The following is a 23,337-nucleotide window of genomic DNA, read 5'->3' as shown; positions in this document are numbered from 1 at the left end:
AGAGAATGCGCCACCCCCTGGCACATTCCCTTTCCCATTTTTACTTCCTAGCTCTTCTGAAACCGAACGTCTTGGTAAACGTATCGTCTTCCTTGAACGTTTCAGTGCGGTCCCCTTCGTCAGGTTTCTGCGGCAAGTATTCGCTCTTCGCATCGGTCAGGAACTTCGCAATGTAAGGGCCAGTACCAATCTTCTTGCCTTTAGAGCTAACCGGATAATCCACAGGAGCACACCATTCCAGGTATACTGTCAAGACGCTACCCACAGAAATGTATTCCTGCATCTGCGATGACATAAAGGAATAGGTTGCCCTGTTCACGAAAGAGCCCATATTGTTAAAGGCATCCATTTCCAGATTCACCTTGTAGTCTCGCTTTGCCTCACCCAATTCAGTCTTGTCGAGCACATCGGGCAAAGCAATTTCGATCATGAACACCGGACCAGCATGGTGGTAATTTCTGATCGGAGCGCTAAATACATCGTGCAATTCGCTTTCACCTTCAGCCAACACAACCGTTTCACCCATTTTATCCAAAGTGGTCAAGCGGAAGTTGATATCTTCGCTAAGCGGAATGCCACCATAGTAAACGGAATCCGGGCTCCTGGACTTAGTCACGCCATCCACGGCCGTAATCGTAAACCGGATGTTCGACACAGAACCCGTTACCGGCACCCAAGGCGTTGCATATCCGGCGTACTGGCCAGCCTTATCCTTAAAGTAGCTCGTTTCGGAATCCGAAATCAGGCGCACCGAGTCCGCAATCCAGATGGCTTCATCGTATTTGTGCCTATAAGTCAGCTTAGCAGAAGTAGAATTCATGATATAATTGAGCGATACATTGGGATTCTGCTTGGGACTGAAGAACACTCCCGCCTTACCATCACGATTGCGTTCCACCACATAGGGGTGTTCCGGCATCGTATCCAGAGGTTCAGACATCGTAAGCGTCAAAATGTCCAGCGTACCATAAGTATCTTCCTTTGCATCAATATCCTGCCATATAGCGGTCAAAATGACAGGCGGGCACTTATCTACAACCGGATAGAACTTATCAAAGAATCCACCTTCGGGGCCCAGGCGCGGCGTTACGCGGCCATAAGAATCGTAAGGTCCTGTTGTCGATCCGTAGACAAAGGAATTTTCGGATGTAAACTTGATTATAATCACCGACACAGTATCGTCTACTGTGACTTCTACAATAGAAGAATCCGGGCCCAGCACATTTTCGGTATGCTGGCTATATTCATAGGTATGTTCCCATTCCGGCAGCAGGTTCCTAACTTCGCCATTCAGGCCCCATTCCACCACAAAGCTGTCCAGCATGTCCTTGGGACGGAGCTTCTTTTCGAATCGCAGATAGAGTTCATTGACATAGCCGTCACCTTCGAGGTCACGCATTTCGGCGAGGGTAACAGGCACCGGTCTCGGAGTTTCAACCACCTTGATCTGCGTACAAGCCTGAGTGGGATCCAACAAGTTGAGAGCCTTGTCGGCCACCATATTCGACTTGACCGTTACCGTCACGCCTTCCTTGACAATGTTGCCGTCGGTATTGCCAGAGATTGCATAGAGCCAGCTCTTGCCGTCGTTACTAGTTGTCGCCTTGCCCACCACGCTGATGGCAGCACCCGTGGCACCCATAATTTCCAGGGGCCAGACGCTCGGCGAATTCAGCATCACCGGTTCAGTAAAGGCAATCATCAAGGTATCCTGTTCGTACTGATGGTCAGGATTTTCAAGAATCGTCACGCTCAAGAGCTGCGGCAAGATACCATCGGTAATGGCCATCCTGCTGGCATTGGTTGCGCCTTCAGCCTTCATATACACCGTCGACATACCCGAGGGGGCCGCCGTCGCTTCGATTCCAAGCGTTGCAGGCAGGTCAATAACCACGTCGCTCTGGTCTTTAGCCTTCGCAGCGTCAACCTTAAGCGTAACCGTGTCAGCCATGCCAGGCAGGTACACACGAATACTGTCGAAGCTGTAATCGGCAATAAGCGTATTGCTAAAGGAAACCACCAACTTGTCGGCAATATTGTCGCAGTCGCTATCCTTGGCCAAGACCTTTGTCGGTTCAGGATACTTGGACTCAGAGAAGAAGCTCTGCTTCGAAACATCTTCTTCATCATCGGGGTCAATATAAACCACCTGGATCGTATCGCCCGCAAAGAACGAAATCTGGGTGCCGTTTCTTGCTCCAGGAGCCACGGACAAAGCCGTAATCGCGGCGGAGCTCTTGAAGCTGCCCGGATTCGAAGCGTCTTCCACCATCTTGACTTTCAAGGTATCGTTCTTTCTATTGTTAATCACCAGGACTTCAATCGGAGCCGAGGTACCGGCCTTATCCTTATCGTTCAAGTAAATGTAGAAGCGGGTATTCGCAGGATCAGCAGGAGACGCCACGGGGTTACCCTTTTCGTCCTTGATGGTAAGGCTAGATGCCGTAAGGTTACCGCGCGTAAACTGCACATAGTAGGTGCGGTTAATAAAGGCGCAGCCACCGTTTTCGGAACATTCTTCACATTCAGGGTCAGCACCCGCAAAGATGGTCAAGTCAATCTTGTTACTACCGATCTTCATCTTCACAGGGATATTGAGGGACCAAAGTCCGGTAGAGTCAATGACGCCACCGCCATCGGTCACGTTATAGTGTGCAATCACCTCGCTGTTATCCGAAATCAAGAAGATTTCGTTACCAATGCGGTCGACGTGAGCCTTGATTTCGTTACCATTAGCCCAAATGCGAGTAATGTAGCCTTGTTCAGAAATATGAGCATAGCCCTTCACATACACCGTGCTACTGGTCTGGTCAATCTGCACGTAAGAACCGTCAGACACATTGAACGGAGCATCCAAGGTCACATCCATTTTGTAATGAGCTCTCTTGGTAGTCATTTCCTGACGAGACGGGCTGTAGCCCCAAATGAACTCGTTCTTACGGTAAACCGTAATAAACTGATTTATCGGAATATCCGTATCGAAATCGCCATAGTCCTTGCCTTCGACCGGCATGCCATCGTAATCAGCTCCATCTACCAGGAATTCATGCGGAGCCCAAGACCAGTCGCCAGTATTTACGCCCAATTGTTTTTTCTGACGTTGGCGAAGCGTTTCACAATCTTTCCCATTATTGGTAATACCATAAGAGAAATCGAAATCAAGTCGGATTCTAGAAGCAGACTTCATTTCAGCAGGACCAAGAGGTACCGGGAAGTAGTAAGACTTCTTGCCTGTTGAGGCATCGTAGGTATCTTGCAAAGGTACCGGCTGGGCATTTCTCATAAGCATGCGGACCGTATTACCGACATCATTTCCATCTTTGTCAAGAAGCGGATGGTTAAAGCCGGATTCATCATATGCCTGTAGAATATCCGTATCCACAAGGAATGCGCAATTTTCAACCTCTTCGGGTGTAGCCGTGAAGTACAAGCGCAATTCAAGACTATCGAACGGTCTAGATTCATTATTGTAGATATTGAGGTCCAAGGCGTCGAGTCCATTATCCACATACTGATAAGCACGCACGCTAAAGTCGTACCACATCACCGGCGTCGTGAACTTGAGCATTTCACCCGTCTTGTCATCCACATTGGCAAACTGTCCATTGCTTTCGACCATGTAGTAGTAAGTTGTCTGTTCCTTAAGGCCGCCAATCCTCACGTAATGGAACTTGGTCGGAATGCCAGACACGTCTGCATTGCCGGAACCACTGTTAAAGGCATATTCAGAGGCATTCGTATGCGGAACAGTATCCCAATAAATCTTGGATTCGTATTCGCCGTTCGGTGTGTACCACATGACTTCGGCACTATCGCCAAACAGGTTACAGACGGTCACGTTGGTAATCTGGGCACTTTCTACCGAGTTGAGCGTAGTAAAGCTGAACGGAGTCTTGGTGCTATCGACCATGTACTTGAGCGTAATGTTTTCCGGATTATAGGCATTTGCACCAGACACATAGAAATAATAGGTGGTACCGTTCTGGAGTCCACGCAAGATAATTTCATGCTGTACTCCCGCCACATTACTATCGGGGACAACAGTTTCGTTCATCGCTGTTTCGCTAGTACCGTAATAAAGGTTCACCGTACCGCGATTAGAAAGCTTAACCATCACAATGGCAGAGTCCGTGCTTACATGGCGAATTTCCACGTTCACACCCGGAGCCACCGTACGGTCGAACTTTGCAGAGGCGAGCATACCCGAACTCACGAGAGTGGCGGCAGCGTCAATACAGGTTTCAGACTTATGATAGTCTTCCCAGCTCTTGTTGTCGGGAACAATGGAATTCGTCGTTCCCGGCACAACGCCACCATAAAGGGCTCCCACAGGCGGTTTATACGTGTAAGCAGCACCCGGCATATTCTTGCCTTCAGGGTTTGCCGCACGATGGTGGGGATGAGCATCGTTCTTGTCACCAATACCCAAGATGTACGACACATCCCACGGGTTCACGCCCAACAGGTAGTTCAACTGGTTAATAGCCAATTGGCGCATTTCATCGGCCTTCCAATCCACAGCACCCATATTCGGAAGTGTCAGATTCTGCTTTTCGATATCTTTTGCCACATCGGCATAGGCCAAGACTTCAAAGATATTGCCCGCCTGGTAACGGTTGTAAATCCAATCCTGGTCCGTCTGCATGGAATACCAAATCGGGTCATATTTCACTTCATTCATTTTCCAGCCGATTCCGTTCCAGCCAGTACTCTTGGGCAATACAATCGTCGCAGTACCCTTACTTACATCGCCCAAATTGAAAATCATATTCACGATACAGTCTTCAATCGCATTCAAGCGTTCGTCAGCAGTAAGCCCGTATTCGTTGATAGCCTTATTTTCGTCAGCGAGAATCAACTTGTAAAGTGCATAGGTGGCATAGGCATAAGAGTTTGCCCAACTGGTATTCTTGCCATTTTTCAAGAAGCCCTTGTCAGGCGACACGAACCAACCGCCCTTGAAATAACCAGGGCCATCCTGGTCAGGCAGCTGCTGACCGGTATACATATTGGGGTTGCGAATCATGTCATCGGCATATTCCTTTTCACCCGTCGCATAAAGGAGGGCTACAGAAGCCAAGGCCATGTCATCCACGAATTCGTTGTTACCGTTATAGGCGGGGCTAGACCATCCGGCAGCCTTCTTATTGTGCGTGAAGGTTTTTCCCTGGGCAAGGTCCTTGCCGAACTTATACATTTCCCTTGCGACCTTCAAGCAGCTATCAGCGAAGGGTTTGTCATATTCGGCATACATCTTGCTCATAATGGCAAGACCCGCAGCAGTCTCACCGCCAATATTCGCGCCGATTTCACCCAAGCGCACCGTTCTAGAAAGCGGGCCACCTCTGCGAAGTGCCGGGTCTCCCTTCTTGGGATCCAAAGGCAGCTTGTCCTGAGATTCCGGACGGCCCCACCAACCGTGGTCCGAACCAAAATCACCCACAGAAAGGGCCATGTCGTCAATAACACCCTTTGCACGTTTGTAAGCGCGCAATACAAAGTCGGCACCATGCTTCGCTTCGCGCAACATGTCCGGGATACCGTCGTTGCCGCCTTCTCCTTGGTTAAATTTGTAATGGTCTTCGTCGGCATCCGCATTGGTTGCAGCCATCACAGCCGCCACCATAAAGGCATACATCTGCGTCTGGGATTCCTTCAAATGGTCACCGCAGTCATAATAGCCACCTTCCAGAGTTCCTGCCAAAGACTGGTCAAAAGAATATACACCGGAATCAGAAGATGCGCCGCCATCCAAGGTATGGCTTGGATCGTGGAACCAGGAATCGCCATAGCCACTACGGTTAATGCCATAGAACTTCAGGGCGGCGTCCTTCACCATGGAATACACCTTATTGCTCACAATGAAGGTGCTCGAAATATCGTTGCCAACCTTGATACGCAAACGGGTTTCTGTAGGAACATTGCCCGGAATACGACCCACCTGGATAATGCCGGACTGGCCGGTAATGTCAACTTGGTAGCGTTTTTGGTCGTTGGTGGCAGCATTGGTACCAGCGATAATAGTCCAGTCAGAAGACGTCTGCTGACCGCTACTGGTAAATGAGCCCGTCACCTTCGGACTGAGGGATTTTCCATCGATATCCACCACTTCGAAAGTAGTTGCCGTACCCACGTAGTAGAACTGCTTTTCAGGATCACTTTCCAAATAACCGGCCTGGTTGATACGGATTGGCGACATGCGGTAGTTAATCGCATCCAAATAAGCCTGATTCAAGGTATCGGGAATAAGGGCATTCGGTACATAAGAGGCCGGAGTGCGGTTCTTAGGTACCATGTTGTGCTTTACAGTAACCGTCGTGTCGTAATGATCAAAGACAGTCGTATCCCAAGTCAGCGGATAGATTGGGCGAATCAGGTCGTAGGGAGTAGGTTGTTCCTGTTCGGCAGCAAACGCAACCGAAACAAGCACTGCCATGGTTAGTGCGGCAAACAGATTCTTTTTAACGGGCACAAAAGCCTCCTTTATAATACAACCAACACGGGTACTGCTGATACCCGTTTCAAAGATCCCAAATACACAAATCTAAAAATAGATTTATAAAGCCCAAAACGGACTATCTAAAAACAGAAAATGTTCCCTTTTTGCTCTCAAAAACGGCAAAAATCAATGATTTAAAGCACGCTATTTTACATAACATATTTTGGTAAGAAAAACGCCTAAATTGTTAACAGGAATTTACATAGATGAATAACCAAAAAAAAGAGCTGACGCCCGGAAGCATCAGCCCATAAAACCTATGGATTTTGAACCGCTAGATTAGTCCTTGCCGGTGAAGATAATCACGAGCACGGAAGCAACGAAGGCGGCAGACACGATCAGGAATTCCCAGGGGTTTTCCATGATGGTGGTCTTTGCAGAACCGGCAGAGCTGTTTTCGAGAGCAGCCTGTTCTTCGGCCTTGGCCTTAGCAGCAGCTTCGGCAGCCTTCTTTTCTTCTTCGGCCTTGGCGAGAGCAGCGCTATCGACCGGAGCTTCTTCAGCCTTGGCTTCGAGCACTTCGGCAGCGGCGGTGTCCTTGGCTGGTTCGGCAGCTACAGCGGCTTCGGCAGGAGCGGCAGCAGAGTCAGCCGGGGCTGCAGCGGCAGCTTCGGCAGGGGCAGCGGCTTCGGCAGGGGCAGCGGCTTCAGCAGGAGCGGCTTCGGCGGCAGGAGCAGCAGCGGCTTCGGCCTTCGGAGCTTCGGCAGCAGGCTGAGCAGCGGGAGCAGCAGCTTCAGCAGGGGCAGCAGCAGGAGCGGCTGCGGGGGCTTCGGCGGCAGGCTGTGCAGCAGGAGCAGCAGCGGCTTCAGCAGCAGGAGCGGCCTTTTCAGCCGGGGCAGCAGCCTTGGCATCCTTGGCGGCGGGGGCTGCGAAAACAACAGCAGAGGCAAGCATGGTTGCCAACATGAGAGTCTTGATCTTCATAGTATCCTCTTCAGTTTAAACTTTTACGGTGTAAAAAATAGTACATATTTAGGCCGTTCGCCAACTTTTTTATAAAAAAAGTACAAATTGTCCCCCTTTTTTGATATTTCATCGCCTTTTTGCGATATTCCTCACACTACCCCAAGCAAAAAGACTCCATTCAGTCGGAGACTTTTAGACTAAAGCCGCTAGAAATTTTAAATTACACGCATTAATTGAAGGTTCTCCGCCTTCGCGGGGAAGACTTAGTAGAACAATCAACCCAAGATTCTATATGGCATTCAAGTACGAAGCGACCGTGCAACACGGCAAAGACACTACCGAATACGTGAACCTCGGCAAGGACGGCATTTCCGTCGCCGAATTCGAAGGCAAGAAAATCCTGAAAGTGGCTCCCGAAGCCCTCACCAAGATTGCCCAGGCGGCATTCGAAGAAGTGAGCTTCAGACTCCGCCCGGCCCACACCCAGAAGGTCGCCAAAATCCTCCAGGACCCGGAGGCCAGCGACAACGACAAGTTCGTAGCCCTCACGCTCCTCAAGAATGCCTGCGTGGCCGCCAAGGGAATCCTCCCCTTCTGCCAGGACACCGGTACCGCCATTTGTATTTGCCACAAGGGCCAGCAAGTCTGGACCGGCTGCGATGACGCCGAAGCAATCTCCGAAGGTATCTACAACGCCTACACCGGCAAGAACCTTCGCTACAGCCAGATTGCCCCCCTTACCATGTACGAAGAAAAGAACACGGCTTGCAACCTTCCGGCCCAGATTGACATCCATGCCGAAGAAGGCGCCGACCTCAAGTTCCTGTTCGTGGCCAAGGGCGGTGGCTCTGCCAACAAGACTTACTACTGGCCCATGACCAAGGCACTCCTCAACCCCAAGTCCCTTGAAAAGTTTATTTCGGACAAGGTAAAGACTCTCGGTACTGCCGCATGCCCCCCGTACCACCTGGCCATCGTGATTGGCGGCACCTCCGCCGAAATGAATACCCACACCGTGAAGCTCGCTAGCTGCGGCTACCTCGATGATCTTCCGACCACCGGTTCCGAAGGCGGCCGTATGTTCCGCGACGTGGAAATGGAAGAAAAGGTTCTCCACATCTGCCAGAAGACGGGCATTGGCGCCCAGTTCGGCGGCAAGTACTTTGTGCATGACGTTCGCGTGATCCGCTGCCCGCGTCACGCTGCCAGCTGCCCGGTTTCTATCGGCGTCTCCTGCTCTGCAGACCGTAACATCAAGGCAAAGATCGACGAAAATGGTCTCTGGCTCGAAAAGATGGAACACCATCCGGAACAGTACCTGCCGAAGGGCGATGCCGTGAACATGGCTCCGGCTGTGGAAATTGATCTCGACCGCCCGATGAAGGAAGTTCTTGCCGAACTCACCAAGTACCCGGTCAAGACCCGCCTGAACTTGAAGGGCACCATGATTGTGGCCCGCGACATGGCTCACGCCAAGATCGCCGAAATCTTCGACAAGCAGGAAAAGGGCGAAGCCCTCACCGATATCGAAAAGACCGTGCTCGAAGTCGTAAGCAACCACCCGATTTACTACGCCGGCCCGGCCAAGACTCCGGAAGGCATGCCCACCGGAAGCTTCGGCCCCACGACCGCAGGCCGTATGGACCCCTACGTGATGCGCTTCCAGAGCAAGGGCACATCCATGATCATGGTGGCTAAGGGTAACCGCAGCCAGGATGTGACCGACGCTTGCCACAAGTACGGCGGTTTCTACCTGGGATCCATCGGTGGCCCGGCAGCAATCCTCGCCGAACAGAACATTCTCAGCAACGATATCGTCGCCTTCCCGGAACTGGGTATGGAAGCTATCCGCAAGATTACCATCAAGGACTTCCCCGCCTTCATTCTCGTGGATGACAAGGGCAACGACTTCTTCAAGGATCTGCTGTAATCCGATAGCCAAATACGGAGTCTCATAAGCCTTTGACATTTTTTCAAAGGCTTTTTTTATATCTATAGCCTTTTCCCAAGGGAAAAGGTTATTTTATTAATTGGAGAAATTTTTTCGAGAACTAGCCTATGCTGAACATTAACGAAATCAGTGACTACAGGGATCTGCTGAAGAATTACTATACCCAGCGCAAGCTGGACATGCCCCTGTATTCCTATAAGCTTATGGGGCAAAAGCTAGGGCTCGAAACGAGCCAGATTTTCCGCGTGCTGAACAAGGAATTGCACCTGCCGAACCACAGCATTCCCCTGGCAAAGACCCTGCTGGACTTGAAAGGGCGCAGTGGCGAAATTTTTGAAATCCTGGTAGCCGCCGCCAAGGCAAAATCCCAGGCGAAAAAAGAAAAACTCTACAAGATGGCCCTTTCGCTGCAAGACGTGGACTTGCGCAAGTTCAGCGCCAGCGAATACCTCTTCCTGAGCAAGTGGTGGATTCCCGTGGTGCGCGCCCTCATCGAGATGAACGGAGGACATGCCGAAGTTTCACGCCTGGCAAAGCAGATTTCGCCCGCGGTTTCTGAAGATCAGATTCGCGAAGCCATTACCGTACTGAAGGACTTGAAGCTGATTACGCCCCTGGCCTCGGAACGCTACGCAGCCACTACCGCCAACTTTACCTCGGCCGGTTCCGCCACAAAGACCGCCGCCATTCGCAGCTACCAGAACCAACTTTTGGCATTAGCGCAGAATGCCCTGATTGCAGTAGAACCCGCAAAGCGAAACATCTCTTCACTGCTGGTGGGTGTCGATGACGAATGTTTTGCCGACCTGAACGAGATGACCATTGAGTTCAGGCGCCAAGTACAAAAGAGAGTGGCCGAAGTGAAAGACGCGAACCGCGCCATGCAATTCGTATTCGCCTTTTACCCGGTGGCCGAAGTATCCAAGGACACGCAGACTAAAAAAGTGGGGGCCAAAAGATGAGACGATTGCTTTTATTCCTTGCTCCCCTCGCCTTCTGGGCCTGCTCCAACGAAAAAGATGTGGCCGGCATCAGCACTGTCGAAACAGAAAACGCCTTCCTGATTCAAGTCGTTCGGGAAGATTCCCTGCCTGCAGCAAACGTGGTGGCCCGCATGCGCTCCGTCGATTTCGTCCGGAGCGTTACCGAAAATTCCGTAGATTCAAAGACCGAATTCTTCAAAGAATTCACGACGGATTCCTTGGGTCAAATCCGCATCGATAGCCTCGCCGTAGATGTGGCGACACTTGAGATTGTCGACAAGGGCGAAGGCCTGTTCAAGAAGATTTCCGCCGAAGACGTTCAAGATGGAGACTCCATCCAGTACGTCATGGAAAAGACGGGAAGCCTGCGTGGCAAGGTTTACCTGCCCGACCATGTAGACTACGCCTGGGTTCAGGTATATGGCACCGACCGCTTGGTAAAAACCGACAGCGAAGGCTTTTACGAGATGGATTCCCTACCGCCATTCGATTATGAATTGCGCTACATCGTAGGCGACAGCATCGTAGAGAACACGGCAAAAGTCAGCACCGGCGAAGAAGCTTCTACCTACGCCTATACCTTCCAGCCTGATTCCGTCAAGATTCTAGATTTCGAATCGGCCAGCAAAGACCAGTTCATTGTCGACTTGGGCATTACGGTAGAAGGCTACATGGCCGCCACTGATACCGCCACCAAGACTGTTCCCGACATCAACGAAGACCTGGCAAAGTTTATTGACGAGGCAGGCGCCGATCGCAAAGGCAAGGCCCTGCACTGGGAATCATCAGCAAAATACGGCAAGTGGTCTTTCTTTGGAACCTGGATTTGCAAGGAAGAATCTCCCTGCGACTTGTCCGCCACGGACTCCATCGTATTCTACGCTCGCGGAACCGGCGTCATTTCTATTGCATTTGAAACTTTGGGCAGTTCCAATACCGAAGGCAAGACGCTCGCCTACGACACGCTGGATACAAGCGACAAATGGAAGCGGGTCAGCATAAAACCAGCGAACTTCAAGCCGCGAGACGACCTGTACGGAAACCTTGGCTGGGATGTCATCAGCAAGGCCGTGACGACAATTTCAATTGCCGCCTACGACAACACTGAATTCTGGATTGACGACATAGTTCTCTACGGAGTCAAACCCAGCGACTTTTTACGGTAAACCAACGTGTCTTTGCTTTTGCTTCTTGGGCTTGGGTTCTTCCGGGCCCTTTTCTGCTTCGGCCTTAGCGGCTTCGGCTAGCAGCATTTCTAACGACACGCGGGAGGCCTCCTGTTCGGCCTTCTTCTTGTTGCCGCCCTGTCCGCGGCCATAAACTTTTCCGTCTACGTGAACTTCGACGGTGAAAAGTTTCTGGTGTTCCGGACCAGATTCATCCACCACGATGTATTCCGGAACGGTGCGGAGCTTACCCTGCAAGTATTCCAAAAGTTCACTCTTGTGGTTGATAAAGTCTTCGGCAGAGATAATCTCCTGCACCCGCGGAAAGTGGAACTTATTCAGAATCGCGCGGACTTCTTCGAGGCCGCCATCCAGGTACACGGCTCCGAGCACAGCTTCGTAGGCGTCGGCCAAAATGCTTTCTTTACCGCGGCCGCCGAGTCTTTCTTCGGCCTTGCCCACCTTCACGTACTCGCTCAGGCTCCATTCCTTGGAAGACTGGGCGCAGGCGTGGCCCGATACGATGGCGCTCTTCCGCTTGGAAAGTTCGCCTTCCGGGTCATCGGGGTAAGTCCTGTAAAGGTATTCAGTGGTAAGCATGTTCAACACCGAGTCGCCCAGGAATTCCAGACGTTCGTTGTTACTTTCGTAGGGCAAGTCCGTTCCTGTCAAGAAGGAGCGGTGAACCAGGGCATGCGCCAGCAGTTCGGGGTCCTTGAACCGGTACCCGAGCTTCGCCTCAAGCCCGCCATCGGACTTCTGGCGAAACCAGAGTTTAAGCACTTTGTGTAGTAGTGTATTTTTTTCCATAGCGTCCTAAAAAAGAAAAGGGCAACCCTGTCCGGGCCACCCAATCCAGTTTCGTCTTCGAAGCTAGCTAATTAAGCCTTCTTTGCTTCGATGAAGGCGACCACGTCGGCAACCTTGGCGAACTTTTCAGCGTCGGAATCGAGGATTTCGACTTCAAATTCGTCTTCGAGAGCCATCACGAGTTCCACGCGGTCGAGGGAGTCGGCACCGAGGTCGTTACCGAATTCGGATTCGGGCTTCACGTCTTCAGCCTTAACGCCGAGCTTGTCAACGATAACAGCGGTGACCTTCTTGAAAATTTCTTCGTTCATTGTAATCTCCATTTGGATTGATTGTTTGAGTTCAAATTTAGTAAAAAACGCCTAGGCGTTCAACCCCCCATCAACGCCCAGAATCTGGCCGGTGATGTAGCAAGCGTCGTCAGATGCCAAAAATGCGACTGCATTGGCCACATCTTCGGGCTTACCGATGCGTCCCAGAGGAATCTGGGCGGCATATTTTTCCTTGGTGGCATCATCCATGGCAGCGGTCATATCGGTACCGATAAAACCGGGAGCAATGGCATTCACGGTAATGCCGCGAGAAGCGAATTCCATGGCATTGGACTTGGTCATGCCGATAATGCCAGCCTTGGCAGCGGCGTAGTTGGCCTGACCGGCCTGGCCGTGCAGGGCGTTAATGCTGGAAATGTTCACGATGCGGCCGGTACGCTTGCCCATCATGGTGCGGGCGACAGCGCGGGTGCAAAGGAACACGGAGCGCAGGTTGGTGGCGATGACGGCGTCGAAGTCTTCGTCCTTCATGCGCATCAGGAGACCATCGCGGGTAATACCGGCGTTATTCACCAGAATGTCCACCGTGCCCATGTCAGCAATAATCTGCTTGAACACGTTCTGCACAGTTTCGGAGTCGGCCACGTTGCAAGCATAGCTCTTGACCTGCACCCCAAGTTCGGCGGAAAGTTTGGCGGCCAAATCTTCCTTGACCGAGGTAGAGAGAATGGCAACGTCAGCACCTTCAGAAGCGAGCTTGGTTGCAATGGCAAGACCGATACCGCGAGAGGCGCCGGTGACAATTGCCTTTTTACCAGTAAGTTTACCCATAGTAGTTACCTGTGGTTAGTGTTAAAATTAACCCTTGAGAGCCTGGAAGGCTTCGATTGTTTCGACCGGAGTGACCTTCACGTCGCGGCTGATCTTGCGCATGAGGCCCATGAGCACCTTGCCGGAGCCCACTTCCACACCCTGGGTCACACCCAGAGACATGGCCTTGTTCATGCAGTCATTCCAACGGACCGGAGACACCAGCTGGCGCACCAGGAGGTCGGCAATTTCGGCACCCTTCGTGACCGGTTCGGCAATCACATTGGCGATGACCGGCTTTTCGACATCGTTAAACTTGGTCTTTGCAATGGCTTCGGCGAGACCGGCCTGAGCGAACTGCATGAGCGGGCTGTGGAAGGCACCGGACACGGCCAGCGGAATGGCCTTGATACCAGCGGCGCCGCAGTTTTCAACCAGCTTGTTCACGCCGGCGACAGCACCGGAAACCACGATCTGGCCCGGGCAGTTGATGTTGGCCGGAACCACGGTACCTGCGTCCTTCACGGCTTCGCAGAGTTCAAGAATTTTGGCTTCGTCCTGACCCATGATGGCAGCCATGGCACCCGGGTTCTTGGAACCGGCAGAAGCCATGAGTTCGCCACGGGTGCGCACCAGACGCAGGCCTTCTTCGAAGCTGAAACCGCCGGCGGCGTAGATAGCGGAGTATTCACCGAGAGAGTGACCAGCCACGTAGTCAAAGGCAAAGCCTTCGGACTTCAGGAGTTCCATGACCATAGCGGACACAGTAAAGAGAGCCGGCTGAGTATTGTCGGTGCTCTTCAGAACATCTTCGGGGCCTTCGGCCATGAGCTTGGACAGCGAGAAGCCGAGGATTTCGTCGGCCTGCTGCATGAGTTTCTTGGCGGGTTCAAAAGTAGAAGCAAGGGTCTGGCCCATGCCCACATACTGGGCACCCTGGCCAGGGAAAAGAAGAATCGTCTTAGACATTATAATCCTCTGCGGTAAACGCAAAAATTTTGTTCGCATGCTAATTTAGAAAATACAGCCCGTCATAAATGACGGGCTGCAGAAACCTGACGCGAAATCAGAATTATAATAAGTTTGAAACAAATTTTTAACAAACGGCCTTACCACGTCTGTCCGTGGTAGGTCCTGATTATCGCACCGGACTTCACCGTAACGGTACTACCCACAAAGCGGCCATAAATCGTCTTGCCAGCGGAACCAAGCTTCAGGGTTGCCTTCGGAGCAAACAGGACGCCGGCCCAATTGCTTGCAATTGTCAAGCCAGACGTATTTGACCCATGATAGACAACCTTGAAGTTCTTTGACAAATTCTTATACACTTCGCTACTACCAACCTTCAAAACCGGTTTCCAAACAAAACTGTTCTTCACATGGATTTCCGTCTTTTTGCTGGAATTGACAAAAACCACCGTAGACCCTTCTGCCAAAATAAGAGACTGCAGCTTGATAACGCCTGGCTGGATGTTCAGTTTGCCGTTGGGCTCCACCTGCAGGGACTTGAGGTTGGAACTCGGAGTCAGCGTATAGGTTTCGTTAGCCTCCACAACCTTGCTTGTCGATCCCGTAGTATAGGAATCCCAGGTGGAGTTGACTTCCCACGGCCAAAGATCTTCCGACATCGTAGCAGCCACACCCACAGAACCATTTCCTGCCACCTGATAACTCGGGGTAATCTTAGAACTAGAGAACAAGCTCAGGTTGGTAATTCTAGAATTACCACCCACAAGTACATTACCCTTTGAATACATGTTGGTCGTCAAATCCGTCTGATAAATCTTTGCCGCATAGGACGCAAGCTTACTTTCCGTCGCAAAGACGCATTTTTGCACATCTTGTGGACTATTGGTCATATTCCTACAGGAACTATTTTCTTCCAGCGTCAAGGCGTTGATTGCATAAATATCAAAATCACCGGGCACACCATTTTCCACATAGAGCGGACGATGTCCGCCATTCAGCAAGCCATCCACCGTACCATTGGCCTTTTCCGAAGCGTCGTTTTCCGCATTTTTTCCATTGTGATTAACATCTGCCCAGACCTCTTTTTGAACACCCAAAATAAAGCTATTGTCAGTTGCAGGAACTCCATGGCTCTGACTTGCATCATAGGGAGCGAAAACCGGCATTTCCAACAGCGTACGATTCAAGATTTCCACCTTATCTTCAATACCATCTCCATCAGAGTGCTTGGAATTTTTATTGGTTTTAAAACGATACATTTCATCAAAATCAACAATGCCATCATTGTCAGTATCCCTACGAACATCGTTGTCAGAATACCTCACATTGATTTTATTCTTATTGTACCACACGTACCCAATAATATCAACAGAGTTCAAAGTCCTCCACTGGAAAGAGCCGTCGTTGGTCGGGTTCAAGAGGCGAACCCACTTGACATTACGTGTAGTAATCGCATAGGCATCTATCAGCATCACGTGACCACTTTCAAAAATAATCGCCGGATAACCCTGATCAATATCATTAGTGATTCTTGTTTGAATACTTGTTTCACTGACGAATTCGTCATAATTGTTGTCAACATAAGCAATAACATCGGAGTCCGTCATCCCCAAAGCAAACCTGACGGCCTTTTCTATACGAGCCCCGCCATGTCCAGAAGAACCATCTGCCCAAAACGGAAAGTCCTTCACCGAACTTTGCCCATCCACATGGAAAACGTGATACTTGACTTCATCCTGGGTCAAGTAATGCTTAACATTCGGATCATTTGGATCGCTATTGGGATTAACCAGGCCCTCTTTTGCAGCAAAAAAACGGTTCAATTCAACAGCGGCAACCAGCCAGCATCGAGCAGCTTCTTCTTCCGTCATATACGGATCATTTACATGGCTCCTATCCCAACCGCGGTTGAGTGCATACCTTCCCCAGCCCGTAACAAGCATCTTTGTATCCTTACGAGCAGGTATTGGAGTTGCATTCAACAGCTTCTTTTTCTGCGAAACATACTGATATTCCTGGCCAATCGGCAGCGTATTTGCGTCCGCAGCCTTATAAAGAGCCTTCGGGCTATACTGTTCCGCCATGGTCGCCTTGGACAGTCCCGGCTGGACGTTCCATATCTTCGGAGCATTTACACCCTGGGCGTTGTTAAGCCTACGGCCCATAGCATCATAGCTATAGTTCACGGCTCCAGCACCGACATATGACAAAGCCAGCAAGCCAAAGGCCAACTTTGTGATTACAGATTTTTTCATATAACCTCTGCATGACCAATGATGTTAGGAAATCATTGTAAACAACGTTCAAACAACAAGTCTGAACATCAACATTGTTTAACACATTATTGATTGCATCACCTAACCGAGCATCTCTTTAGGAAGTCTTGCCCATCAAAAAGAACAAAAATTTCCTAGAGTATAATTTATTTAAAGTTCTAGACAATGTCACACGTACCACAACAAACAAATATTTCATTTATAAACAAATTTTAGTACAAATTACTTACAAACAACATTGTATTACACAAGAATACTTTCGTTAATACAATTCATTACAAAAAAAAAGAACCCGGCTAAAAAGCCGGGTTCCAAAATTTCGCACAAATTAGCGTTACTTTGCTTCGGAGGAATCGTCCTTGATTGCGAGCAAGCGTTCGTTCACATTCTTGGACACACCCTTTTCAGCGTACTTGGCGGCGACTTCGACAGCCTTCTCGATAGCGAGAGCGTCGGAGCGGCCGTGGGCGATAATGCCCGTACCGTTCAAGCCGAGGAGAAGAGCGCCACCCGTCATGCGGTAGTCCCACATTTCGTCGAAGCGGCGACCGTTCGGAGTGTCAATGACACCGAACATCTTCTTGTGCAGTTCGTAGAAGCCTTCGAGCATCTTCAGAACAACGTTACCCGTAAAGCCGGAAGTCACGACCACGTCGGCAACACCTTCGATGAGGGTTTCGCCTTCGATATTACCGATAAAGTTTACCGGAGCGGACTTGAGCAGCTGGTGTGCTTCCTGAAGCACAGCCGGGCCCTTGTGTTCTTCTTCGCCCATGTTCAAGAGACCGACCTTCGGATTCTTGTAACCGAAGTAGGTTTCGGCGAAAGCAGAACCGGCAATGGCGAAGTCTACCAAAGTAGCAGCACGTTCATCGACGTTTGCACCGGCATCGACCAAGATGATCGGGCGGTCGGCAGTCGGAATCACGCAACCGATAGGCGGACGGCTGAACTTGTCAGTCGTACGGCCAAGAAGCATAAGGCAGCTGGCCATCATGGCGCCGGAGTTACCTGCGCTCACGGAAGCATCTACCATACCCTTCTTCTGCAAGGCAACGCAGGTCACCAGGCCAGAGTGGGGCTTCTTCTTGAGGACTTCGACAGGGTGTTCATCCATGGCCACAGGATCCGGTGCATCGACCACAGAAATACCGTTGCCAGTATAACCAAGCTTAGCAAGCCCGGCCTTGACCTCGGCCTCCGGTCCGCACAAGACCACATGCAGGTTAGCATTCTTGTTGACGGCGTTAACAGCACCTTCAATCACTACAGCGGGGGCAAAATCGCCACCCAGCGCATCAAGAGCAACTTTAACCATGGACATCTCCTTACAACGAAAGAACCGTAATTAGGCTTCGGCGTCCTTCATATTGATCACTTCGACACCATTGTAGTAACCGCAAACCGGGCACACGCGGTGCGGGCGCTTCACGGAACCGCAATGATCGCAGGTAGCCATAGCGGGCACTTCCATCTTCCAGTGGGTGCGGCGCTTGTCACGACGGGCGGTCGAGGTTTTTCTTTTAGGTACTGCCATTTTTAACTCCTATTTTCCATTTTGCTCTTAAGAGCCTTGAGTTTGTCCCAACGAGGGTCGCTTAGAGGTTCCTCGTCGGCGGGTTTGTTTGATACAAAGATAAAATCTTCGTCAGGATTTTTCACGGGTGCTTGCGGTTCTTGTAGAATAACCAGCTGTCGGATGCACTCGGAAAGGTCCACGAAGTTCTGCCCCTGGGGAATTCGGTAGGCAAAGACGTCTACATCGTCTTCATCGAGTTCCTGTTGCGAAACCCCGGTGCGAGTGACTTCAGCCACGATTTCAGTCGAAAAGGGGCGGTCAAACGGTTCCAGGGTACGGGAGCAGGTCAGAGTTTGCACTCCGGAGATTGTACCAGTCACAAGACACTTGCTTTCGCCTTCGGGGCTTACCAGCACCTCGGCTACCAGATCGCCCTTGAGGTGCAGTTCGTCGAAGATTTCAGGGGCATCGGTACGGCACCAGACCACCCGGCGGTCTTCGGAATCAGTAAGTTTTTGTGCGATATCTAATCTCAAAGTAGCCCAAATTTAGTAAAAACGGGGTTTTAAGTCAACATCTACTTTTTCTTCTTTTTGCCCGGAGGAGTGGGCATAAAGGGGCTTGCGGCATCAGATTTCTTGGTGGCGGTAGTCAAGGTTTCCTGGCTGACCACCACGGAATCGCCTTCGCTAAGACCTTTGAGAATCTGAACATTCACGCCATCGCTGATGCCGATCTTGACGGGGCGAGGGGCAGCCTTGCCGTCAATACTTACCCACACGTGATTGCCCGAAAGCTTGGGACGCTGACCCTTCTTTTGACCGAAACCGCCCTTGCCCGGGGGGCCAAAGCCACCGGGACCGCCTGCGGGCGGGCCACCGGCACCCATGCCGGGGGGCGGGGGCGGGAAGTCGCCGTTTTCAGCCTTTTTCGCAAATTCCTTGAACTTGGTGCTGTCGCCGAACATGGGCGGGCGCGGAAAATCCTTGGGGTCGGCCATGGGAGTGCCTTCGGCAGGGCTGAACTTGAGGGCCTTCACCGGAATCGAGAGAGCATCCTTGACTTCCTGGGTCACGATGGTGCATGTGGCCGTCATGCCAGGGAGCAGTTTCTGGTCCGGGTTCTCGGCCGAAATCACTACGGTGTAAGTCACCACGTTGCTCGTGGTCGTCGGGCTCAGGCGAACTTCTTGCACCGTGCCGCTAAACTTTTCGTCTTGGTAGGCATCCACAGTGAATTCCACCCGCTGGCCGGCCTTCACCTGGCCAATGTCCGCTTCGTCCACATCCGCCATCACCTTCATCTGGCTTAAGTCTTTAGCGATTACAAACAACGTAGGAGTACTCATGGAGGCGGCCACCGTCTGGCCCACTTCTACGGCACGCTTCAGCACTACACCGCTAATGGGGCTCTTGATGGTGGCGTAGCTCAAGTTGAGTTTCGCCTGGTTCACCTCATTTTCGCTGCGTTCCACGGCCAGCTTGGCCGAATTCATGTTGTATTCGGCGGTTTCCAGTTCTACGGCGCTGGCAGAGTTGCTTTCGGAAAGCTTTTTCACACGGTTGTAGGTAGATTCTTTATAGTTATAATCAGCCTGGGCGCTCTTATAAGCGATTTCGGCCTGGGTAAGGGTGGCGCGAAGCTTGGACTTATCCAGTTCGGCAATCACCTGGCCCTTCTTGACCTTGGTGTTAAAGTCCACGTAAATCTTGCTGATATCCCCCGACACCTGGGTTCCCACTTCTACCTGGTCCACCGGTTCAAGGGTGCCGGTTGCAGAAATGGTGGTGGCAATCGTTGCCAGCGTGACCTTGGCACTTACCAGCGGACCGGCCGCCGTATCGGCCTTGGCATCAAAAAAGAAAGTCTTAACCCCCAAAGCAATGCCCGCAACCACAGCGAGCAAAACGACGAATTTCAGCAGTTTTTTCATACGACAGACCCAAAAATAAAAAGAATTATCAAAGTTTTCGCGTATTTAGGTGCCCGAAAGCGGGGTTTAGTTGCAGAATTTGTTGAAAATTATTTATATTTAAGGCGTATTAAACCAACCGTCTATTTATAGATAACAATAGGGAAAAAAATGAAAAAAGCGTTTTGGGGGCTTTCCATTTTGCCCATAGCTTTCATTTCTGGCTGTGGCGACGATTCATCTTCCTCTCCGGATTCTATCGCAATGCCCGATGGCGTTGTCAGAACTACCGAGAACCTCGGCACCTGCGACCGTTCCAACGAAGGCAAAAGTCTTCAGGTTATTGCTGAAGGCGCATACTTCCTGTGCACCGACGGCAAGTGGGTCAATAACGGCTGGTGGAAGGACCTGCCTACACCTTCTAGCAGCTCCATCTACGAAGAACTTTCTTCGTCTGCCAGAAGCTCCAGCTCCATAGATGACGAAGAAGAGGAAAGCTCTTCTTCTATAGCATCCAGTTCCAGCGTCGTAGACCTGTCCAGCTCCAGCGAAGAAGAAGACTTGAGTTCCTCCTCCGAAGATGAAGACCTGTCCAGCTCCAGCGAGGACGAAGAACTGAGCTCTTCCTCCGAAGAAGAAGATCTGTCCAGCTCTAGCGAAGACGAAGAAGAAAGCTCTTCCTCCGAAGAAGAGGAATTGTCCAGCTCTAGCGAAGACGAAGAAGAAAGCTCTTCCTCCGAAGAAGAAGAATTGTCCAGCTCCAGCGAAGAAGAAGAAAACTCTTCTTCTTCGGAACCTGACGATATTTAATTTTACTCGCCAATAAAAATTACCGCCGGTTGAACAGATGTGAGCCCGGCGGTTTTCTTTTTTTACAAAAAAAATCCTGGTTAAAAACCAGGATTTTTTGCTTTATAATTCCATCAAGCCTTAGTCTTCGACTTCAATATCGGCGGCGGGAATCTTGTAGGTAACAGACTTGGCTTCTTCGATGTTAGCTTCGACACCGTCCTCGCTGTAAGGCAGCACGATGAAGCTGACCTGCTTCACGGAAGAGGGGAAGTCATCCGGTTCGAAACGATAGTAGGTGTATGTCGAAGAAACAGTAGCATACTTCACGAAGTCCGGATTCACATCCGTCATGTAGTAGATGGTGTAACCGCCAATGTCACCCTTAGGAGCAGTCCAAGTCAGGCGCTGATAGTAGGTATAGTCCGGATCCTGTTCAATAGCCAAGTTCTTGACCTGGGCAGGAGCGTCACCGCTAGACTTGGCACCAACGCTGAAGGATGTCGAAACGGAGGATGCTGCGCCTTCGACAGAGTAAACAGTACCACGAACCGTGTAGCTAGTTTCGCTATTCCACTTGCCGGAGTACGGGGTAATCTTAATAGTACGCTTGTCGCTGCTCAGGGACACCGTAGAAAGCACCACAGAGCCGCTACCGTTGGTAACAGTCCAATGATCATTCGTGACAGAATCCTTCAAGAGCTCAGCTGCAAAAGTCATGGAGAAGTCGGAAGTTGCAGACATTTCTGCAGCGTTGTCCGAGACCTTCACGATAGAAGCAGAAAGCTTTTCGAGGTTGATGGTAGCAACGTTAATCTGGTCACCAGACCTGTAAGTTTCACCACCGACGGATTTCATATCACCACCGATGTACTTCTTGGAATTGATGGTTTCCTGTCCCACGTAGACAGCGATTTCGGTACCTTCGGGCAGGCTTTCGAAAGTATATTCGCCTTCGTCAGAAGTCTTGACGCTGATTTCAGACGGAACGAAATAGTTCGGGAGCTTTGCGTAAACGGTAACGCCCTTGGCGGCACCCACTTTGCCCTTGTCATCAGTGTAAAGGACGATACCCTTAGCAACGACACCAGCCTTGAACATGGGAACAGTTGCAACGACATCGCCTACGCGAGGAACGTCACCTTGGCCCTGTTCTGCAAGAGTGACCGTGGTCTGCACCGTAGCGTAGCCTTCCTTGGAGATCTGGAATGCATGGTCACCGAGAGCACTTCCTTCCCAAGTCGAATTTCCGAGATCATCGGAAATAACCGTCTCGTCATCTACGACAGAATAAACAGTCACGCTAGGCAGAGCGGCGCCAGAATGATTGTCAACAACTCTGATGGTAATAGTACCTTCAGCCTTGGCTTCATCGTTGATATTGGTTACAGTGCTATCGCATGCAGCAAGGAAAGCGCCGGATGCAAGAATCGAAATAATATGCTTGAGATGCATGTTTCCTCCATTAGTTAATATGTAAAATATAATAAAAAATCGGGCATTTTGTTATATTTTTTACAAAATGACACGTATAGCCAAAAAAGATGACAGCTCCGAAGTCCGCCGCATCACGTGGGTGGGTCTTGGCTGGAACGTTGTCTTATCTGTGGGCAAGTTTTTCGCCGGATATTTTGGCGGTTCCCAGGCCTTGATCGCAGACGCCATCCACAGTGCCTCGGACTTTACCACCGATATCGCCATTATTGTAGGGGCCCGTTTCTGGAACGCACCGCCCGACGCAGACCATCCTTACGGTCATCGTCGTTTCGAAACCCTGATTTCAGTCGGAATCGGCCTTGCAGTCTGTGCCGTGGGTCTCGGTCTCGGCTACAACGCCGTCGTGGCCCTCAAGAACGGGGAACAGTCACACCCGGAATGGATTGCCGCCATCATGGCGCTGGTTTCCATCATTATAAAAGAGGCCCTGTTCCGCTATACCCGGGCCAAGGGTCGCGCCATCCGCAGCGAGGCCGTAGAGGCCAACGCCTGGCACCACAGGAGCGACGCCTACAGTTCCATTCCGGTACTGGTGGCCGTGCTTTTCGGAATCATCGTTCCTGAACTATGGTTCGCAGACTCCGTAGGCGCCATTATCGTTTCGATTTTCATTTTGCATTCGGGCTTTGAAATCGCCTGGCCGGGCATTCACCGCGTGGCCGACGAAGGAGCTAGCGTCGAGGTTGCACAGAAGTTACGAGAAGTGGCCCTCAGCTGTCCGAACGTCATCAGCATCCACGGGTTCCGCACCCGTTACGTGGGCTCTGACTTGCACGTAGACTTGCATGTGGTGGTTCCCGCCGAAATGACTTTGCTTGCGGCCCATGACTTGGCCGAAGAAGTGGAACGCCGCATTATTGATGCCGGCGAAAATGTGGTCGATGCGCTGGTACACATCGACCCCTACGATCCGCAGAAAGATGAATCCAAAAATTAAGTAATGGATTGCTTCGGGGCGGTTCGCCCCTCGCAATGACG

Annotated in this window: 17 protein-coding genes; 5 read left to right on the top strand and 12 right to left on the bottom strand. The window is 51.0% G+C overall.

Annotation, left to right across the window (positions count from 1 at the left end; translation table 11 throughout):
- Nucleotides 1-40 precede the first annotated feature (40 nt).
- Both ACJMNB_RS01555 and ACJMNB_RS01550 read right to left on the bottom strand, forming a co-directional pair.
- Complete coding sequence (locus ACJMNB_RS01555; RefSeq protein ID WP_405338286.1) at nt 41-6,472, bottom strand: glycoside hydrolase family 9 protein; 6,432 nt, start codon at nt 6,470-6,472, stop codon at nt 41-43.
- Nucleotides 6,473-6,778: 306 nt separating this feature from the next.
- A complete protein-coding gene (locus tag ACJMNB_RS01550) occupies nt 6,779-7,423 on the bottom strand; it encodes a hypothetical protein (protein ID WP_405338284.1) in 645 nt (214 codons plus the stop codon).
- A gap of 274 nt (nt 7,424-7,697) precedes the next feature.
- Between ACJMNB_RS01550 and ACJMNB_RS01545 the strand changes: the two genes are divergently transcribed.
- From ACJMNB_RS01545 to ACJMNB_RS01535, 3 genes are all read left to right on the top strand, one after another.
- Complete coding sequence (locus ACJMNB_RS01545; protein ID WP_405338282.1) at nt 7,698-9,335, top strand: fumarate hydratase; 1,638 nt, start codon at nt 7,698-7,700, stop codon at nt 9,333-9,335.
- A gap of 128 nt (nt 9,336-9,463) precedes the next feature.
- A complete protein-coding gene (locus ACJMNB_RS01540; protein WP_405338280.1) occupies nt 9,464-10,318 on the top strand; it encodes a DUF4423 domain-containing protein in 855 nt (284 codons plus the stop codon).
- Nucleotides 10,315-11,505: a hypothetical protein gene (locus ACJMNB_RS01535; RefSeq protein ID WP_405338278.1), complete on the top strand. Its 1,191-nt coding sequence runs from the start codon at nt 10,315-10,317 to the stop codon at nt 11,503-11,505. The genes ACJMNB_RS01540 and ACJMNB_RS01535 overlap by 4 nt, the downstream gene beginning before the upstream one ends.
- Here ACJMNB_RS01535 and rnc read toward each other — a convergent pair.
- The 9 genes from rnc to ACJMNB_RS01490 all read right to left on the bottom strand — a co-directional run bounded on the left by rnc (nt 11,497) and on the right by ACJMNB_RS01490 (nt 20,094).
- Complete coding sequence (rnc, locus tag ACJMNB_RS01530) at nt 11,497-12,315, bottom strand: ribonuclease III (protein ID WP_405338276.1); 819 nt, start codon at nt 12,313-12,315, stop codon at nt 11,497-11,499. The genes ACJMNB_RS01535 and rnc overlap by 9 nt on opposite strands.
- A gap of 71 nt (nt 12,316-12,386) precedes the next feature.
- Entirely contained in the window at nt 12,387-12,626 is a 240-nt protein-coding gene (acpP, locus tag ACJMNB_RS01525; protein ID WP_072800986.1) for an acyl carrier protein, read from the bottom strand.
- A gap of 51 nt (nt 12,627-12,677) precedes the next feature.
- Nucleotides 12,678-13,418, bottom strand: coding sequence for a 3-oxoacyl-[acyl-carrier-protein] reductase (gene fabG, locus ACJMNB_RS01520; protein WP_405338274.1), 741 nt, complete (start codon nt 13,416-13,418; stop codon nt 12,678-12,680).
- A gap of 27 nt (nt 13,419-13,445) precedes the next feature.
- Nucleotides 13,446-14,366 carry an ACP S-malonyltransferase gene (gene fabD / locus ACJMNB_RS01515; protein WP_405338272.1) on the bottom strand — a complete coding sequence of 307 codons (921 nt, stop codon included), beginning with the start codon at nt 14,364-14,366 and terminating at the stop codon, nt 13,446-13,448.
- Between the two features lie 140 nt (nt 14,367-14,506).
- Nucleotides 14,507-16,621, bottom strand: a complete 2,115-nt coding sequence (locus ACJMNB_RS01510) for a hypothetical protein (protein WP_405338270.1) — start codon at nt 16,619-16,621, stop codon at nt 14,507-14,509.
- A 355-nt stretch (nt 16,622-16,976) separates the two neighbouring features.
- Nucleotides 16,977-17,960 (bottom strand): phosphate acyltransferase PlsX, encoded by a 984-nt coding sequence (gene plsX / locus ACJMNB_RS01505; RefSeq protein WP_405338268.1) that lies wholly within the window; start codon nt 17,958-17,960, stop codon nt 16,977-16,979.
- 30 nt (nt 17,961-17,990) lie between these two features.
- The gene (gene rpmF, locus ACJMNB_RS01500) at nt 17,991-18,179 is read right to left on the bottom strand and encodes a 50S ribosomal protein L32 (RefSeq protein ID WP_072800982.1); all 189 of its coding nucleotides are present in this window, start codon (nt 18,177-18,179) and stop codon (nt 17,991-17,993) included.
- A 2-nt stretch (nt 18,180-18,181) separates the two neighbouring features.
- Entirely contained in the window at nt 18,182-18,697 is a 516-nt protein-coding gene (locus tag ACJMNB_RS01495; RefSeq protein WP_405338266.1) for a YceD family protein, read from the bottom strand.
- A 41-nt stretch (nt 18,698-18,738) separates the two neighbouring features.
- Nucleotides 18,739-20,094 carry an efflux RND transporter periplasmic adaptor subunit gene (locus ACJMNB_RS01490; protein WP_405338264.1) on the bottom strand — a complete coding sequence of 452 codons (1,356 nt, stop codon included), beginning with the start codon at nt 20,092-20,094 and terminating at the stop codon, nt 18,739-18,741.
- Between the two features lie 150 nt (nt 20,095-20,244).
- Between ACJMNB_RS01490 and ACJMNB_RS01485 the strand changes: the two genes are divergently transcribed.
- A complete protein-coding gene (locus ACJMNB_RS01485) occupies nt 20,245-20,883 on the top strand; it encodes a hypothetical protein (RefSeq protein ID WP_405338262.1) in 639 nt (212 codons plus the stop codon).
- A 120-nt stretch (nt 20,884-21,003) separates the two neighbouring features.
- Here ACJMNB_RS01485 and ACJMNB_RS01480 read toward each other — a convergent pair whose 3' ends face one another.
- Nucleotides 21,004-22,317 (bottom strand): hypothetical protein, encoded by a 1,314-nt coding sequence (locus ACJMNB_RS01480; RefSeq protein WP_405338260.1) that lies wholly within the window; start codon nt 22,315-22,317, stop codon nt 21,004-21,006.
- A 67-nt stretch (nt 22,318-22,384) separates the two neighbouring features.
- On the opposite strand from ACJMNB_RS01480, the gene ACJMNB_RS01475 reads away from it, so the two are divergent.
- Nucleotides 22,385-23,296, top strand: coding sequence for a cation diffusion facilitator family transporter (locus ACJMNB_RS01475; RefSeq protein WP_405338258.1), 912 nt, complete (start codon nt 22,385-22,387; stop codon nt 23,294-23,296).
- Nucleotides 23,297-23,337: the final 41 nt, after the last annotated feature.

Origin of the sequence: Fibrobacter sp. (genome assembly GCF_045131395.1) — a bacterium.
GTDB lineage: Bacteria > Fibrobacterota > Fibrobacteria > Fibrobacterales > Fibrobacteraceae > Fibrobacter.
Note: the sequence above shows the minus strand (reverse complement) of the source record. Positions and strands in the feature narration are given on the sequence as shown.

What these genes read in the sequence shown, in the direction of transcription:
- ACJMNB_RS01550 (WP_405338284.1), bottom strand. Translation starts at nt 7,423, where the DNA reads ATGAAGATCAAGACTCTCATGTTGGCAACCATGCTTGCCTCTGCTGTT.
- ACJMNB_RS01545 (WP_405338282.1), top strand. Translation starts at nt 7,698, where the DNA reads ATGGCATTCAAGTACGAAGCGACCGTGCAACACGGCAAAGACACTACC.
- ACJMNB_RS01540 (WP_405338280.1), top strand. Translation starts at nt 9,464, where the DNA reads ATGCTGAACATTAACGAAATCAGTGACTACAGGGATCTGCTGAAGAAT.
- ACJMNB_RS01535 (WP_405338278.1), top strand. Translation starts at nt 10,315, where the DNA reads ATGAGACGATTGCTTTTATTCCTTGCTCCCCTCGCCTTCTGGGCCTGC.
- rnc (WP_405338276.1), bottom strand. Translation starts at nt 12,315, where the DNA reads ATGGAAAAAAATACACTACTACACAAAGTGCTTAAACTCTGGTTTCGC.
- acpP (WP_072800986.1), bottom strand. Translation starts at nt 12,626, where the DNA reads ATGAACGAAGAAATTTTCAAGAAGGTCACCGCTGTTATCGTTGACAAG.
- fabG (WP_405338274.1), bottom strand. Translation starts at nt 13,418, where the DNA reads ATGGGTAAACTTACTGGTAAAAAGGCAATTGTCACCGGCGCCTCTCGC.
- fabD (WP_405338272.1), bottom strand. Translation starts at nt 14,366, where the DNA reads ATGTCTAAGACGATTCTTCTTTTCCCTGGCCAGGGTGCCCAGTATGTG.
- ACJMNB_RS01510 (WP_405338270.1), bottom strand. Translation starts at nt 16,621, where the DNA reads ATGAAAAAATCTGTAATCACAAAGTTGGCCTTTGGCTTGCTGGCTTTG.
- plsX (WP_405338268.1), bottom strand. Translation starts at nt 17,960, where the DNA reads ATGGTTAAAGTTGCTCTTGATGCGCTGGGTGGCGATTTTGCCCCCGCT.
- rpmF (WP_072800982.1), bottom strand. Translation starts at nt 18,179, where the DNA reads ATGGCAGTACCTAAAAGAAAAACCTCGACCGCCCGTCGTGACAAGCGC.
- ACJMNB_RS01490 (WP_405338264.1), bottom strand. Translation starts at nt 20,094, where the DNA reads ATGAAAAAACTGCTGAAATTCGTCGTTTTGCTCGCTGTGGTTGCGGGC.
- ACJMNB_RS01485 (WP_405338262.1), top strand. Translation starts at nt 20,245, where the DNA reads ATGAAAAAAGCGTTTTGGGGGCTTTCCATTTTGCCCATAGCTTTCATT.
- ACJMNB_RS01480 (WP_405338260.1), bottom strand. Translation starts at nt 22,317, where the DNA reads ATGCATCTCAAGCATATTATTTCGATTCTTGCATCCGGCGCTTTCCTT.
- ACJMNB_RS01475 (WP_405338258.1), top strand. Translation starts at nt 22,385, where the DNA reads ATGACACGTATAGCCAAAAAAGATGACAGCTCCGAAGTCCGCCGCATC.